The 14,014-nt window shown below is 60.9% G+C and carries 12 protein-coding genes, 1 tRNA gene and 2 pseudogenes; 6 read left to right on the forward strand and 9 right to left on the reverse strand.

What is annotated here, in order from left to right; translation table 11 throughout:
* Positions 1–6 precede the first annotated feature (6 nt).
* The 4 genes and pseudogenes from KGB29_RS29040 to ddlA all read left to right on the forward strand — a co-directional run.
* Positions 7–645: pseudogene (locus KGB29_RS29040) on the forward strand (PAS domain-containing protein); the annotation flags it as partial.
* Between the two features lie 150 nt (positions 646–795).
* Positions 796–1,233, forward strand: a pseudogene (locus KGB29_RS29045) (methyl-accepting chemotaxis protein); the annotation flags it as partial.
* A 167-nt stretch (positions 1,234–1,400) separates the two neighbouring features.
* The gene (locus tag KGB29_RS25995) at positions 1,401–2,000 is read left to right on the forward strand and encodes a flavin reductase family protein (RefSeq protein WP_150815031.1); all 600 of its coding nucleotides are present in this window, start codon (positions 1,401–1,403) and stop codon (positions 1,998–2,000) included.
* 47 nt (positions 2,001–2,047) lie between these two features.
* Positions 2,048–3,142: a D-alanine--D-alanine ligase gene (gene ddlA, locus KGB29_RS26000; protein WP_150815030.1), complete on the forward strand. Its 1,095-nt coding sequence runs from the start codon at positions 2,048–2,050 to the stop codon at positions 3,140–3,142.
* Positions 3,143–3,199: 57 nt separating this feature from the next.
* Here ddlA and KGB29_RS26005 read toward each other — a convergent pair whose 3' ends face one another.
* The 3 genes from KGB29_RS26005 to ggt form a co-directional block, all read right to left on the reverse strand.
* Positions 3,200–3,571, reverse strand: coding sequence for a type II toxin-antitoxin system HigA family antitoxin (locus tag KGB29_RS26005; RefSeq protein WP_057398063.1), 372 nt, complete (start codon positions 3,569–3,571; stop codon positions 3,200–3,202).
* Positions 3,572–3,574: 3 nt separating this feature from the next.
* On the reverse strand, positions 3,575–3,877 hold the full coding sequence (locus KGB29_RS26010) for a type II toxin-antitoxin system HigB family toxin (protein WP_090457679.1): 303 nt from the start codon (positions 3,875–3,877) through the stop codon (positions 3,575–3,577).
* Positions 3,878–4,052: 175 nt separating this feature from the next.
* Positions 4,053–5,885: a gamma-glutamyltransferase gene (gene ggt / locus KGB29_RS26015; protein WP_150815029.1), complete on the reverse strand. Its 1,833-nt coding sequence runs from the start codon at positions 5,883–5,885 to the stop codon at positions 4,053–4,055.
* A gap of 166 nt (positions 5,886–6,051) precedes the next feature.
* Between ggt and KGB29_RS26020 the strand changes: the two genes are divergently transcribed.
* Positions 6,052–7,161, forward strand: coding sequence for a DUF2817 domain-containing protein (locus KGB29_RS26020; protein ID WP_150815028.1), 1,110 nt, complete (start codon positions 6,052–6,054; stop codon positions 7,159–7,161).
* A 99-nt stretch (positions 7,162–7,260) separates the two neighbouring features.
* On the opposite strand, the gene KGB29_RS26025 is transcribed toward KGB29_RS26020, so the two are convergent.
* The 6 genes from KGB29_RS26025 to KGB29_RS26050 form a co-directional block, all read right to left on the reverse strand.
* Positions 7,261–7,337 (reverse strand) — tRNA-Met (locus KGB29_RS26025).
* An 87-nt stretch (positions 7,338–7,424) separates the two neighbouring features.
* Entirely contained in the window at positions 7,425–8,879 is a 1,455-nt protein-coding gene (locus KGB29_RS26030; protein ID WP_218543233.1) for an amidase, read from the reverse strand.
* A 60-nt stretch (positions 8,880–8,939) separates the two neighbouring features.
* Complete coding sequence (locus tag KGB29_RS26035; RefSeq protein WP_150814898.1) at positions 8,940–9,986, reverse strand: extracellular solute-binding protein; 1,047 nt, start codon at positions 9,984–9,986, stop codon at positions 8,940–8,942.
* A 27-nt stretch (positions 9,987–10,013) separates the two neighbouring features.
* Positions 10,014–10,820: an ABC transporter permease gene (locus tag KGB29_RS26040; RefSeq protein WP_057713307.1), complete on the reverse strand. Its 807-nt coding sequence runs from the start codon at positions 10,818–10,820 to the stop codon at positions 10,014–10,016.
* On the reverse strand, positions 10,820–11,740 hold the full coding sequence (locus KGB29_RS26045; protein ID WP_150814899.1) for an ABC transporter permease: 921 nt from the start codon (positions 11,738–11,740) through the stop codon (positions 10,820–10,822). Before KGB29_RS26045 ends, KGB29_RS26040 begins: the two co-directional genes overlap by 1 nt.
* Before the next feature lie 15 nt (positions 11,741–11,755).
* Entirely contained in the window at positions 11,756–12,874 is a 1,119-nt protein-coding gene (locus KGB29_RS26050; protein ID WP_150814900.1) for an ABC transporter ATP-binding protein, read from the reverse strand.
* A gap of 228 nt (positions 12,875–13,102) precedes the next feature.
* Between KGB29_RS26050 and KGB29_RS26055 the strand changes: the two genes are divergently transcribed.
* Positions 13,103–14,008 carry a LysR substrate-binding domain-containing protein gene (locus tag KGB29_RS26055; RefSeq protein WP_057713310.1) on the forward strand — a complete coding sequence of 302 codons (906 nt, stop codon included), beginning with the start codon at positions 13,103–13,105 and terminating at the stop codon, positions 14,006–14,008.
* Positions 14,009–14,014: the final 6 nt, after the last annotated feature.

Genomic DNA, 14,014 nt, shown 5'->3' on the forward strand with positions numbered 1-14,014 from the left:
AGCGAAATGCTGGTGCTGACCCTCGACAGCAACGGGCGGGTTCAGTCGGTCAACCAGAACTTCCTTGGCGAAATGCATTACAAGAGCGGCGACCTGATTGGCCGACACATCGACGATCTGGTCCCGGATCACGTGAAATCCGATGAATTCCAGCTGCGCTTCAAGAACGCGTTGACCCGTGGCGAGCACTTCGCCGGCGCAGTGCGTCTGTTGCGCGGTACCGGCCAGGAAGCGTGGTTACGTTCGATCCTGCAACCGGTGCGCTCGGCGGACGGTCGGATCAGGTATTTTTCGATCTTCTCCAGCGACCTGACCCGCACCATCGAGGCCTCCCGCGAACACGAGAACCTGATCGGCGCGCTGGTGCGCTCCACGGCGGTGATCGAATTCGACCTCAACGGCAACGTGCTGACCGCCAACGACCGCTTCCTCAGCGGTATGGGTTACAGCCTGGCGCAGATCAAGGGCAAGCATCACCGCACCTTCTGCCTGCCGGAAGAATACAACAGTGACGCATACCATAACTTCTGGCGTCGCCTGAACGCGGGCGAGTACGTGGCCGACCGTTTCAAACGTGTCGACAGCCATGGTCGTACGGTCTGGCTTGAGGCGTCCTACAACCCGGTGGCCGATGCCAACAATAATCTCTACAAGGTGGTGAAGTTCGCCACGGTGATTACCGATCAGGTCAATCAGGAACAAGCCGTCGCGGAGGCGGCCAACATCGCCTACAGCACCTCGCAGCAAACCGACCAAAGCGCCCAGCGCGGCAACGCCGTGGTGACCCAGGCCGTGGACGTGATGCGCGACCTGGCCAGGCATATGCAAACCGCCGGCGATGGCATCGAAGCGCTGAACGAGCAGTCGCTGGTGATCGGTACCATTGTCAAAACCATCAGCGGCATTGCCGAGCAGACTAACTTGCTGGCGCTCAACGCGGCCATCGAAGCGGCCCGTGCGGGCGAGCAGGGGCGGGGGTTCGCCGTGGTGGCTGATGAGGTCCGGCAACTGGCTTCGCGCACCAGCCAGGCCACCGACGAAATCGTCCTCGTGGTGCGGCAGAACCAGGACATGGCGCGCAACGCCGTAGCGCTGATGACCGACGGCAAGCTTCAGGCCGAGCAGGGCCTGGCACTGGCGGCGGAAGCGGGTACGGTGATTGTCGAGATCCAGGACGGCGCGCAGAAAGTGGTCAACGCGGTGGGGCAGTTTGCCAATCAACTCACCAACTGACCTGAGATCAGCTCTTGGTGGGAGTGGGCTTACTCCGGGCGGCGTTCCGACGAAAGCGGTGTGTCATTCAACCCAGCGGTGACTGAATTGACGCCTTCGCGAGCAAGCCCGCTCCCACAGGGTTACGTGGGCGCTACAATCGGCTCTTTATCCAGGAGCAGACTTCCATGAGCGTTCCCCACCGCCGTCCGGTTCCCTTGTCCAAGGCCTATCGTCTGCTCAATCATGGCCCGACCGTGCTGGTCAGCGCAGCCCACGGTGGCCAGCGCAATATCATGGCGGCAGCCTGGGCCATGCCGCTGGATTTCGAACCACCGAAAATTGCCGTGGTGCTGGACAAGTCCACCTGGACTCGCCAGTTGCTGGAAGTCTCGGGCACATTTGTGCTGAACGTTCCGTGCGCTGCACAGGCCGACATTGTGCAGACCGTCGGTTCGACCTCCGGCCTGGAGTTGACCCAGGGCCAGGGGCGCGACAAGTTTGAGACCTACGATTTACAGACGTTCACCGGTCAGTCGGTTGATGCGCCGATGCTCGAAGGCTGCGTGGCCTGGCTGGAATGTCGCCTGTTGCCGGAGCCGAACAACCGTCAGCAGTACGATCTGTTCCTGGCTGAAGTGATTGCCGCCCAGGCTGACGAGCGCGTGTTCAGCGAAGGCCGCTGGCACTTCGAAGGGCAAGACGCCTTGCGCACCTTGCACCACGTGGCGGGCGGGCACTTCTTGACCATTGGTGACCCGGTGGACGGCAAGACCTTGCAGCCGTAAGGTTTCGACTATTCAAGTTGTAAGCACATTCACCAAGAGGCCAGGCGATGAGAAAACTGCGTGTAGGGATAGTCTTTGGCGGGCGCTCGGCAGAGCACGAAGTGTCGCTGCAGTCGGCGAAGAATATTGTCGACGCCCTCGATCGCTCTCGCTTCGAACCAGTGCTGATCGGCATCGACAAACAAGGTCACTGGCACCTCAACGACCCTTCCAACTTTTTGCTGAATCAGGAAAACCCGGCGTTGATCGCCCTCAATCAATCCAACCGCGAACTGGCCGTGGTGCCGGGTAAGGCCAGTCAGCAACTGGTGGAAACTTCCAGCCAGGAAATGCTCGGCCACGTCGATGTGATCTTCCCGATTGTCCACGGCACCCTCGGTGAGGATGGTTGCCTGCAAGGCTTGCTACGCATGGCCGATTTGCCGTTTGTCGGCTCCGATGTGCTGGGCTCGGCCGTGTGCATGGACAAGGACATCAGCAAGCGCCTGCTGCGCGATGCCGGCCTGGCCGTGACACCGTTCGTGACATTGACCCGCGCCACGGCGGCCCGCACCGGGTTTGCCGAAGTGCGGGGCAAGTTGGGTTTGCCGCTGTTCGTCAAACCGGCGAATCAGGGCTCTTCCGTGGGCGTGAGCAAGGTCACCGACGAGGCTGAGTACAGCGCAGCGGTGGAGCTGGCCTTGAGTTTCGATACCAAGGTGTTGATCGAATCCGCCGTCAGCGGCCGCGAGATTGAATGCGCAGTGCTCGGCAATGAAGACGCCATCGCCAGTGGCTGCGGCGAGATCGTGGTGCGCAGCGGGTTCTATTCCTACGACAGCAAGTACATCGACGACACGGCTGCTGAAGTGGTGGTGCCGGCCAATATCAGCGTCGAGGCCAGCGAGCGCATTCGCGCCCTGGCCGTCGAAGCGTTCCAGATACTGGGCTGCTCCGGCCTGGCTCGCGTCGACGTGTTCCTGACCGACAGCGGCGAAGTGCTGATCAACGAAATCAACTCGCTGCCCGGCTTCACCCGTATCAGCATGTACCCGAAACTGTGGCAGGCCACCGGCATGACCTACAGCGAGCTGGTGACGCGACTGATCGAGCTGGCGCTGGAAAAGCACCAGGTTCGGCAGGGGTTGAAGATCAGTCGATAAGGGGAGTTCTGCATCGTCCGTATTATCGGTAGGTATGCTTGCAAGAGCCGACCCTGATCAAGCGTGTTTGACCGGTTTGATCAGGCTCTGGGCGGGTATCCCGAACAGCTCGTGCAGTTTCCAGATCATTGGAAGCGTCAACGCTCGCTTGCCATTGAGTACTTCATAAACACGATTTGTGCGGCCGATGGCGGGTGCAAGATCGGCGGCGGACAATCCGGACTGCTCCATTCTGAACTTGATCGCATCGATAGGATTGGGTAAGTCGACCGGGAAGTGCTTCGACTCATACGATTCGATCAGCGTAATCATGATGTCAAAGTAATCTCCCTCGGGAGTGCCAATCTCTGGTTCATTCTCAAACAGAGCCGACACGCTCTTGAGGGCGGCGCGGTAATCCTCTTCTGTGTGAATCGGGCGAATGTTCATGGGTTACTCCATTTCGACGTTATCAGCGTCGACCGTGTCGTACTGCTTGTGAGTGCCGACAAATTTTATGTACACGGCGCCAAAGCGATAAGCTACGGCGACTATCAGCCTGAAGTCGTTACCCTTGATGTTGAACACGACTCTGCGGCTTTTGAGAATACTGGCTGTAGCGAAGTGCAGTTTTATGTCGGCAGGCGTTTTCCAGGCTGCATTTCTTACCTCGTCAATCCAGGCCAACAAGGGTTGTTCTGCGCTCGGGTATCTCTCCCAAAATTGCTTCAGCTGATTGATGGCGATGATTCTCATGGCATGATCCTAGTCCCAACGTGGGACTGATGCAAGTCTGTGGAGGCGCAGAAACTCTAACCAGGACGCAATTGTTTGCGGGTAGGAAAAAGCAGCGGGAGAGAGGCGAGCTGGACTCTTTACCAATAAAAAGGGCCTACCCACCGGTAAGCCCTTTCTCATCCCCGCGTACGACTCAATCCCCCAGCGCTTGCCCTTCACGCCGCGGATCGGCTCCGCCTGTCAGCGACGCTTTGCCTTGGGCGTCCTTGACCCGAACAATCGCCTGGGTCCCGCTGGTCATGTCGATCTCGCTCACGCTGTGCCCTTTGTCTTTCAGCGCCTGAATCAGCGTCGGGCTGAACTGCCCCTGTTCCAGTTCGGTCGGGCCGTTGCGGCTGCCGAAGTTGGGCAGGTTGATGGCGGCTTGGGCATCGAGGTTCCAGTCGAGCAGGCCGATGGTGGATTTGGCCACGTATTCGATGATTTGCGAGCCGCCGGGGGAACCGACGGTGGCGAGGAATTCGCCGCTCTGGCGGTCGAAGATCAGGGTCGGGGCCATGGACGAGCGCGGGCGTTTGCCGGGCTCGACGCGGTTGGCGACTTTCTGTCCGTTCTCCTCGGGGATGAACGAGAAGTCGGTCATCTCGTTGTTGAGCATAAAACCCTGAACCATGATGTGCGAGCCGAACGCCGACTCGATGGTGGTGGTCATCGACACGGCGCCGCCCGCGTCATCGACGGCCACCACTTGCGAGGTGGAAATCCGCAGCGGCGAACGGTCCGGCGCATAGGCCACGCGGATACCCGGCGGAGTGCCGTGTTTGGCCGTGCCCATGCTGCGTTCACCAATCAGGGCGGCGCGGCTGGCGAGGTAGGCCGGGTCGACCAGGCCCTTGACCGGCACGGGGACGAAGTCTGTATCGGCTAAGTATTGAGCGCGGTCGGCGTAGGCCAGGCGTTCGGCCTCAGAGATCAGGTGCACGGCTTGCGGGTCGGGTTCGATGCCGGCCGGGGCCGTGGTCTTGACCGGTTGCAGCGGTGCCAGCGCCAGGCGTTTATCGCGGGTCTCCAGGGCTTGCAGCGTGCCGAGGATCTGCGCCACGGCGATCCCGCCCGACGACGGCGGCGGCATGCCGCAGACCTGCCAGCGCTTGTAGTCGGTGCACAGCGGCGCGCGCTCCTTGGCCTGGTAGTTGGCGAGGTCGGTCAGGGACAGGCTACCGGGGTTGGCGTGCCCCTGCACCTTGGCCGCGATTTCCTCGGCAATCGGGCCTTTGTACAGGGCATCCGGGCCTTCATGGGCAATGCGCTTGAACACGGCGGCCAGTGCCGGGTTCTTCAAGTTTGTGCCGACGGCTTTTGGGCTGCCATCGGCATTGCGAAAGTAAGCCATCATTTCCGGCGAGCGAGGCATGGACGAATCCGCGGCGATCAACCGGTGCAGGCGTGGCGAAATGGCGAAGCCTTGCTCGGCGAGCTGGATGGCCGGTTCAAACAGCTGCGCCCAGGGCAGGCGTCCGTGTTTTTGATGGGCCAGTTCCAGGGCGCGCAGCACGCCGGGTGTGCCCACCGAACGACCGCCAATCTGCGCCTGGGTGAACCCCATCGGTTGTCCGTTGGCTTGCAGGAAAAGCTTTTCGGTGGCGCCGGCCGGGGCGGTTTCACGTCCGTCGTAGGTGCGCACGGCCTTGCCATCCCAGAGGACGATCAATGCGCCGCCGCCGATGCCCGAAGACTGTGGCTCGACTAGCGTCAACACGGCTTGCATCGCAATCACCGCGTCGATGGCCGAGCCGCCCCGGCGCAGCATCTCCCGCCCGGCTTCGGCCGCCAGCGGATTGGCCGCCGCTGCCATGTATTTGTCGGCATGTTGAGTTTTCAGGTCGGTGCGGAACCCGGAAGCGCTTTCCGGAGCGAGCGGCAGCGTCGGCACCGAAGCGTTGTGGCACGCGGCCAGGGTCAAGGCACTGGCGAGCAGAACCAGGGTTGGCAGGCGATAGCGGCGCAATGGAAAGGTTGAGAACACGTGGGGTACTCCGTCCGTTGGATCTACGATCAGTGGACTTTATCGACCGACCGGGAGGGACGCAAACCGGGTCCCATGGCGCTGAAGTTTTTGTCCTTCATCAATAGCGGGATTTTCTGTAGGGTCGTTGCCAACAGGCAGGCCGGAAAATCAACAAGAGGCAGACATGCAAACCGAGTTCCCCACCCAGTCCAGCTATAGCACCCAGCGTGAACAGTTCCTGGCCGCCGCGACCACTGCAGGCGCAACGCTGACGGAGTATCCACACCCGCTCAAGGGGCCGTTTGGTGAGTCCCTTAGCACGGATGTGGCGGTATTGGGTGATCCGGGCGCCAAGCGCCTGTTGATCGCGCTGAGCGGCACCCACGGAGTCGAAGGCTTCTACGGCTCGGGCTGTCAGATCAAATGGTTGCAGGAGTTGGGCAAGCGCTCCCTGCCAGCGGATGTCGCCGTGGTCATGATCCATGCCATCAACCCTTGGGGCATGGCGTGGTTGCGCCGGGTCAACGAAGACAACATCGACCTGAACCGCAATCACCTGGATTTCCAGCGACCGCTGCCGGACAACCAGGCCTATGACGCTCTGCATGAAATCTATGCCTGCCCACAGTTGCAAGGTCCGGAGCGTGATCGTGCCGATGCCTTGCTCGACGAACAGATTCGCCTGCACGGCTGGCCGGCAGTCATGTCGATTGTCGAGGGCGGTCAGCATGCTCACCCCGACGGTCTGTTTTTCGGCGGGCTGGCGCCGAGCTGGTCGAACCGCACGTTGCACAAGATCGTGCAAATGCACGTAGCCCATGCCGAGGTCGCCATGTGTTTCGACTTGCACACGGGCGCTGGCGAATACGGTCATCCGATGTTGTTGACCATCACCGAGTCCGCCTATCCGGCGCTGGCGGATGCGCAGGCGATTTATGGCCCGTGGCTCTACAGCCTGCAGACCGGTGCCGATACCCTGAGCGAAACCGGCGTGGCGGCAACGGCCACCGGCTATACCTCGCAGGCATTGATCGATGCGCTGCCGCAGGTACGGCTGATGCCGTTTGTCATTGAGTGTGGGACTTACCCGGGGCCGGACGTTCACCGGCATCTGCGCGATGATCACTGGCTGCATCTGCACGGCAATCCGAGTGACGCAGCAGGACGCGAGATCAAGCTGAATCTGCTGGAGCAGTTCTATCCGGCCGACAGTGACTGGCAGGCGATGGTCTGGTTGCGCACGTGGCAGATCTGGGAACGGGCGTTGTCGGCATTGCCGACCATTGGCGTCTGATCGATGCGCGCATGCGGTTGAGGATTTCCTGCAACCGCAGCGTATTTTTTTCAAGGCATAAAAAAACGGCTTACCTTGCGGTAAGCCGTTTTTAGTACTTGGTGGCTACACAGGGACTTGAACCCCGGACCCCAGCATTATGAATGCTATGCTCTAACCAACTGAGCTATGTAGCCAAGTGGCGCGCATTATTCACCGGTAACGGGGATGCGTCAAGCATAAATCTAAAATATTTCTCTGCGCTTTCAACCGTTTATCAAAATCTATCCTCTGAGCAGCGGTGAAGGGCAGCGCTGGAACCAGCGGCTGGCCTGTTCGTAGGCGTGGGCCAGTTGCAGGACAGCGAAGTCGGCCTGGTGTCTGCCGATGATTTGCAGGCCCATGGGCAGGCCGCTGGCGTTGAAGCCAACCTGTACGTTGGCTACCGGGCAACCGGACAAGGTGCCGGGAATCACCACCTCCATCCAGCGGTGATAGGTGTCCATGGTCACGCCTTCGATGGTGGTGGGCCACGGTTGGGTTTTATCGAAGGGGAACACCTGGGCGCTGGGCAGCAGCAGGTAGTCGTATTTTTCGAACAACCTGGAGATCGCCCGATACCAGTCGCTGCGCGTCACTGAAGCGGCAAACACGTCGGTGGCCGAGAGTTTCAGGCCGTTTTCCACTTCCCAGCAGGCTTCCGGTTTCAACAGCGCACGTTTTTGCGGGTCGGCATAGGTCGCGCCCAACGAGCCGGCGACCATCCAGTGGCGCAATGTCCGCCAACTGCTCCACAGTTTCTCTGGCGCGAATTCGCACTGAACGGGTTCGATGTGGCAACCCAGGCTTTCGAAATCGGCAAAGGCCTTTTCGCACAGCGAGAGGATGCCTTTTTCCATCGGCAGGTAGCCGTTGAAGTCGCCGAGCCAGCCCAGACGCGTGCCTTTGAAGTCCCGATCCAGCGGTGCCACAAAGGCGCTGCCAGACTCGGCAATCGACAGCGGCGCCCGCGCATCGGCCCCGGCCTGTACCGATAGCAGCAACGCCGCATCGCGCACGCTGCGAGCCATGGGGCCTTCGTAGCCGAGTTGGTCGATAAACAGATCGGCACTGTCATCGAAGGGCACGCGGCCCTGGGACGGACGGAACCCGAAGATATTGTTGAAGGCGGCCGGGTTGCGCAGCGAGCCCATCATGTCGCTGCCGTCGGCCACCGGCACCAGGTGCATCGCCAGCGCCGCCGCCGCACCGCCGCTGCTGCCGCCAGCGGTCTTGCTCGGGTCGTAGGCGCAACCGGTCGCGCCGAACAGCGGGTTATAGCTTTGCGAACCGAGGCCGAATTCCGGGGTGTTGCTCTTGCCGATGATGATCGCGCCCGCCGCTTTGATTCGCTCGACCATGATGCCGTCGCGCTCGGGGATGAAGTCCTTGTACAGCGGCGAACCCAGCGTGGTGCGGATGCCACGGGTCAGGGACAAGTCCTTGATGGCGTGGGGCAGGCCGTGCATCCAGCCACAGTATTGACCTTTCGCCAGTTCGGCGTCGCGGATATCGGCCTGGGCCAGCAGGTCTTGCGGCGCTTGCAGGCTCACCAGTGCATTGACCTGCGGGTTGAAGCGTTCGATATGGGCAAGATAAGTCTGCATCACTTCCCGGCAGGAAACCTGACGCAGGCGGATGCGTTCGGCGAGCTCGTGGGCCTGCAACAGGACCAGTTCGCTGATGTTATTAGAGTTCATTGCAAGCGGCCTTTCAGACGGCTGGAAAAACGCCCCGCCATCGCGTCGGGGCGGTAGAGATCAACGCATCAGGTTGGTCCAGAGACGGTCGGCCAGGCGGATCGCGCCTTCGCCGCAGGTCTTGCTGAACACCACCTGGGTGCCTTCGGGAATGTGCAGTTCCGGGGCGTCTTTGAGGCCCGCGTCGAGGAACGGCTCCACACCCTTGATCGGGCTCTGGTGCTTGAGGAAGTTCTGGGTCATCGCCGCGTTTTCAGGCTGGCTGAGGAACGCGATGAAGGCTTTGGCGTTTGCCGGGTTCTTGCTGCCGGTCGGGATGACCATGTTGTCGACCCAGGCCAGCACACCTTCTTTCGGGTACAGGTATTTCAGGCTCGGTTTCATCTCCCGGGCGCGCATCGACGAGCCGCCCCAGAAGGTCGACATGTCGATTTCACCGGAGGCGAGGTTTTCGCGGATCGAACCGGCCTTGGAACTGTAGGTTTTGACGAAGGGTTTCTGCGCCTTGAGCAGGGTCAGAATCTGCTGCATCTGCTTCGGGTCTTCGCTGCACAGTGGAATGTTCAGATACAGGCTGGCCATGTCCACCACGTCGCTGACCGAGTCGAACATGTTGATTCGTCCTTGCAGCTCGGCCGGTGGCTCGTAAAGCACCTTGAGGCTGTCGGTGGGGCCCTTGTAGCGCTCGGTGTTGAGCACCACGCTGGTGGTGCCCCAGATGAACGGCACGGAATAGGCACCTTCCGGGTCCCAGGTGGGTTTTTTCAGGTTGTCGACGACGCTGGCGTAGTAGGGCTGGTTGACCGGGTCGAAGCGCTCCAGCAGTTTTTCCTTGATCAGGATCGGCACGAACTGGTGCGAGGGGATCGCCACGTCATAACCGGCACCGCCCTGTTTCAATTTGGCCAGCAGGGTTTCGTTGGAATCGTAGGAGTCGACTGTGACTTCGATGCCGGTCTGCTTCTGGAACTTGGCGAGAATCTCCGGCGAAAAGTAGCCGCTCCAGCTCACCACGTTGAGTTTTTCCGCGGCCTGAACGCTGCCGACCATGGTCAGCGGTAAAGTCAGGAACAACGAAGTGCCGATGCTTTTAATCCACTTGCTCATGCTATTTCCCCACAGTACGTAGAAGGTTCAGGTTTTCTTTTTACCCAGCAGATAAGAGAGCGTGACGAACAGCACCGAGACGCCCAGGATCAGGGTCGAGACAGCGTTGACGTCCGGTGTCACACCCATGCGCAACAGGCCGAAGATGAAGATCGGCAAGGTGGTGGTGCCGGCCTGGGAGACCATCATCGAGATCACGAAGTTATCCAGCGACACGATGAAGGCCAGCATCAGCCCGGAGAAAATCCCCGGCATCAGCAGCGGCAGGGTGACCTTGCGGAAGGTCCGCCACGGGCCGGCATAGAGGTCGGCCGAGGCTTGTTCCAGGGACAGGTCCATGTCGTTCAGGCGTGCCCGTATCGGCAGAAAGGCAAACGGAATACAGAACACCGTGTGCGCGATAATCAGATTGCCGTAGCCCAGGGACAGACCGATGGTGGAGAACAGCGCGAGGGTGGCGACGCCGACCACGATTTCCGGCAGCACCAGGGGCAACATGATTGCGCCCATGGACAGTTGCAGACCCTTGAACTTCGCACCCCGTGAAGTGCCGAGGGCGGCGAGGGTGGCGATGGCCGTGGCGACCATGCTGGCGCAGACCGCGATCAACAGGCTGTTGCCAGCCGCCTGGCGCAGGGCCTGGTTGGCGAAGGCCGCGCGATACCAGTCGAAGCTGAAACCGGTCCACACCGTGGCCGACTGGTTGGCGTTGAACGAAAACACCACCAGCACCACGATCGGCGCATAGAGGTACAGGTAGAACAGGAAACTGAATCCGCCGAAGCCGGGGAAGTCCTGCACCCCCAGCGTGTTGCGTTTGAACAGGCCGATCATCACGCACCTCCTTTGGCGATGCGCTGGCGTTCGGCACGCAAGGCATAAACCGTCAGTACCAACATCACCGCCGCCATCAGCACCAGCGACAGAGCCGCACCGAAAGGCCAGTTACGCGCATCGCTGAACTGGCGGAAGATCAGGTTGCCGAGCATCATTCGCGTGCCGCCACCGAGCAGTTCCGGAGCGATCATCGCGCCCAGGCAAGGCACGAAAGTGAGGATGGCGCCGGCGAGAATTCCCGGTTTGGCAATCGGCAACACCACCTTGCGCAAGGTTCGAACGCGTCCGGCGTAGAGGTCTTGAGCGGCTTCGAGCAGGCGGATGTCCATTTTTTCCAGGGTGGCGTAGATCGGCAGCACGACGAAGGGCGCATAGGTATAAACCAGCCCCAGCAGCACCGCGCCGTCGGTGTAGAGCAGTTGCAGCGGCTGGTCGATGACCCCGAGGCCCATCAGGCTGTTGTTGATCACCCCGGTGTTGCGCAGCAGCAGAATCCAGGCGTAGGTGCGGATCAACAGGTTGGCCCAGAACGGCACGGTGATCAGGAAGATCAGCAAGCCACGGCGATGGGCCGGTTGCATGGCCAGCCATACCGCCACCGGAAAACCGATCAACAGGGTGATGAGCGTGGTCAGCCCGGCGATGCCGATGGAGCGCAGGGCAATGATCAGGTAGGAGTCGGTGAAGGCCAGGCTGTCGTCCAGTTGCCGCTCGAACAGCAGGGAGGTGTAGGCGTCACTGCTGAATACTTTGTTCACCCCGCCATAGGGGTTGGCCTCCATCAGCGAGTAACCGATGACGATCAGGATCGGCACGATCAGAAACAGGCCGATGGCGATCAGCGCGGGACTGACACCGAGAAAGCTCTGGAAGGCCCGCCGACGTTCCAGTGTGTTGGCAATCGGTAAAGCGTGCATGGCAATTCCTCGTGCTCAATCGTGCAGGACGCTGGCGCTGCCCTGGTCGAACAACAGACCGGCCTGACTGCCGACGGCGAAGCGTTTGCTCTGGTCGACGCAGTTGGGGGTGCGCACGGTGAGGCGTGAACCGTCGGTCAGGCTGACCTGGTATTGCAGGTCGGTGCCGAGGTAGATCTGCGCTTCGATCCGGCACGGCAGAGCGTTCTCAGTGGTGGCTGGCACCAGATGCAAACGCTCGGGGCGCACGGACAATGCGACGTTGGCACCGACTCGCACATCGCTGCATGGCTGTGCAGGCAATGGATGACCGGCCGGACCGGCGAACCAGGCGAGGCCGTCTGCAACGCGGGTGACCGTACCTTCGATGAAGTTGGTTTCACCGATGAAGTCCGCCACGAAGCGATTGCGCGGGCGTTCGTAGATGTCTTCCGGACGACCGACCTGCTGCACCTCGCCTTCGGACAACACGGCGATGCGGTCGGACATGGTCAGGGCTTCTTCCTGGTCGTGGGTGACGAAGATGAAGGTGATGCCGGTGCGCGCCTGAATGGTTTTCAACTCTTCGCGCATGGCCTGGCGCAGCTTGAGGTCCAACGCCGAAAGCGGTTCGTCGAGCAGCAAGACCTTGGGATGCGGCGCCAATGCACGAGCGAGGGCGACACGCTGTTGCTGACCGCCAGACAGTTGCGCCGGCTTGCGGTTGGCAAAGCGCTCCATCTGCACCAGGGCGAGCATCTCGCGCACCCGTTCGGCCATTTGCGTTTTGTTCAGGACTTTGCCCATCGGGTGGGACTCAAGGCCGAAGGCCAGGTTCTCGGCGATGGTCATGTGCGGGAACAGTGCGTAATGCTGGAACACCGTGTTGACCGGGCGCTGGAAGGGCGGGCGGTCGGCGATGTTTTCGCCGTAGAGCAGAATTTCGCCTTCGGTAGGGAATTCGAACCCGGCGATCATCCGCAGGAGCGTGGTTTTGCCGCAGCCCGAAGGGCCGAGAAGGGTGAAGAACTCGTTGTCGCGAATGTCCAGGTCGATGCTTTTGAGCGCCACCGGGCCAGTCTTTGGATCACCGTAGACTTTGCGCACTGAGCGGATGGACACCGCCAGCGTTTGCAGCGAATGCAGGGCATTCATGCGTTACCTCCGATTCCCCCATCGCCTGCGCACGTGCTGAAAACAGCTGTGTCGTCGGGCCATGGATATTATTTTTCTGGGCAGGATCGAGATTGCGTTCGGGTGTTGTAACCAGCTGTTTTGTTGTTCTGCTGTGGATCGATTATCAGCGAGGGGTTGCGGGGGCGAAACTTCAATTTTAACATAGGGGCTGTTAAAAAATTTAACAGCAGAAGGCGCCCGGAAACCATGCCTGACCACCGTTTGCCGCCGCTCAACGCGGTGCGTGCCTTTGATGCCGCGGCCCGGTTGGGCAGCTATGTCGAAGCCTCCAAGGCCCTGCACGTGACCCAGCCGGCCATCGGCCGCCATGTGAAGTTGCTGGAAGACTGGCTGGGCATCCAACTGTTCGAGCGCACCTCACGCGGGGTCAACCTGACGACGGCGGGGGAGAAGTACCACCGCAAGATCACCGCCGCCTTGCAGCTGATCATCGAAGCGGGAAAAGAGGCGCAGCCAAAACACGCCGAACGCTGGCTGCGCATCATGGTGGTGCCGGGGTTTGCCAAGCGCTGGCTGATGCCGCGCATCGAGGCCATGCGTCATCTGCGTCCGGGCTTGAAGTTCGCCATCGAACCCAACTCCACCTTCACCGAAGTGGATGGCAAAAGCGCTGACCTGGGCATTGTCTACGGGTTGGACGGCCAATATGCGCACTCGCGCACCAGCCTGATTTGTCCTCGGGTGTTTCCGATCTGTTCCCCCGACTATCTGGCCAGCGTCGAGCCCATCGACAGCCCCGCGGACCTGGTGAAACACAACCTGATCCATGTGGATGACGGCGAGTGGTGGAACCTGTGGTTCGCCGCCAACGACCTCGACATGCACCTCAATTCGGACATGCTCTACGTCAACAATGACCACGCATTGTCGGTGGCCGAGAGCGGGCAGGGTATTGCGCTGGCCAACGAAGTGCTGGTGCGCGACGAACTCCATAGCGGCAAGCTGGTGCGGGTGGTGGATGCGCAAGTGAAGCTGGAAAGCTATCGGGTGCTGACGCCGTCCGCCGAGCTCTCGGCGGACGCGGCGTGGTTTATCGACTGGCTCAAGAGCGAACTGGAGCAGGACTTCCCGGAGGCGGTGATCCGCGCCTGAGAAGTC

It is taken from the genome of Pseudomonas sp. BF-B-30, from assembly GCF_019956305.1.
Taxonomy (GTDB): Bacteria; Pseudomonadota; Gammaproteobacteria; order Pseudomonadales; family Pseudomonadaceae; genus Aquipseudomonas; species Aquipseudomonas jessenii.

Bases quoted from the DNA above. Each gene is read 5' to 3' on its own strand.
- KGB29_RS26050 (WP_150814900.1), bottom strand. From the start codon at position 12,874: ATGAATGCCCTGCATTCGCTGCAAACGCTGGCGGTGTCCATCCGCTCA.
- KGB29_RS26005 (WP_057398063.1), bottom strand. From the start codon at position 3,571: ATGAACATTCGCCCGATTCACACAGAAGAGGATTACCGCGCCGCCCTC.
- KGB29_RS26040 (WP_057713307.1), bottom strand. From the start codon at position 10,820: ATGATCGGCCTGTTCAAACGCAACACGCTGGGGGTGCAGGACTTCCCC.
- KGB29_RS26010 (WP_090457679.1), bottom strand. From the start codon at position 3,877: ATGAGAATCATCGCCATCAATCAGCTGAAGCAATTTTGGGAGAGATAC.
- KGB29_RS26020 (WP_150815028.1), top strand. From the start codon at position 6,052: ATGCAAACCGAGTTCCCCACCCAGTCCAGCTATAGCACCCAGCGTGAA.
- KGB29_RS26035 (WP_150814898.1), bottom strand. From the start codon at position 9,986: ATGAGCAAGTGGATTAAAAGCATCGGCACTTCGTTGTTCCTGACTTTA.
- KGB29_RS25995 (WP_150815031.1), top strand. From the start codon at position 1,401: ATGAGCGTTCCCCACCGCCGTCCGGTTCCCTTGTCCAAGGCCTATCGT.
- KGB29_RS26030 (WP_218543233.1), bottom strand. From the start codon at position 8,879: ATGAACTCTAATAACATCAGCGAACTGGTCCTGTTGCAGGCCCACGAG.
- ddlA (WP_150815030.1), top strand. From the start codon at position 2,048: ATGAGAAAACTGCGTGTAGGGATAGTCTTTGGCGGGCGCTCGGCAGAG.
- KGB29_RS26055 (WP_057713310.1), top strand. From the start codon at position 13,103: ATGCCTGACCACCGTTTGCCGCCGCTCAACGCGGTGCGTGCCTTTGAT.
- KGB29_RS26045 (WP_150814899.1), bottom strand. From the start codon at position 11,740: ATGCACGCTTTACCGATTGCCAACACACTGGAACGTCGGCGGGCCTTC.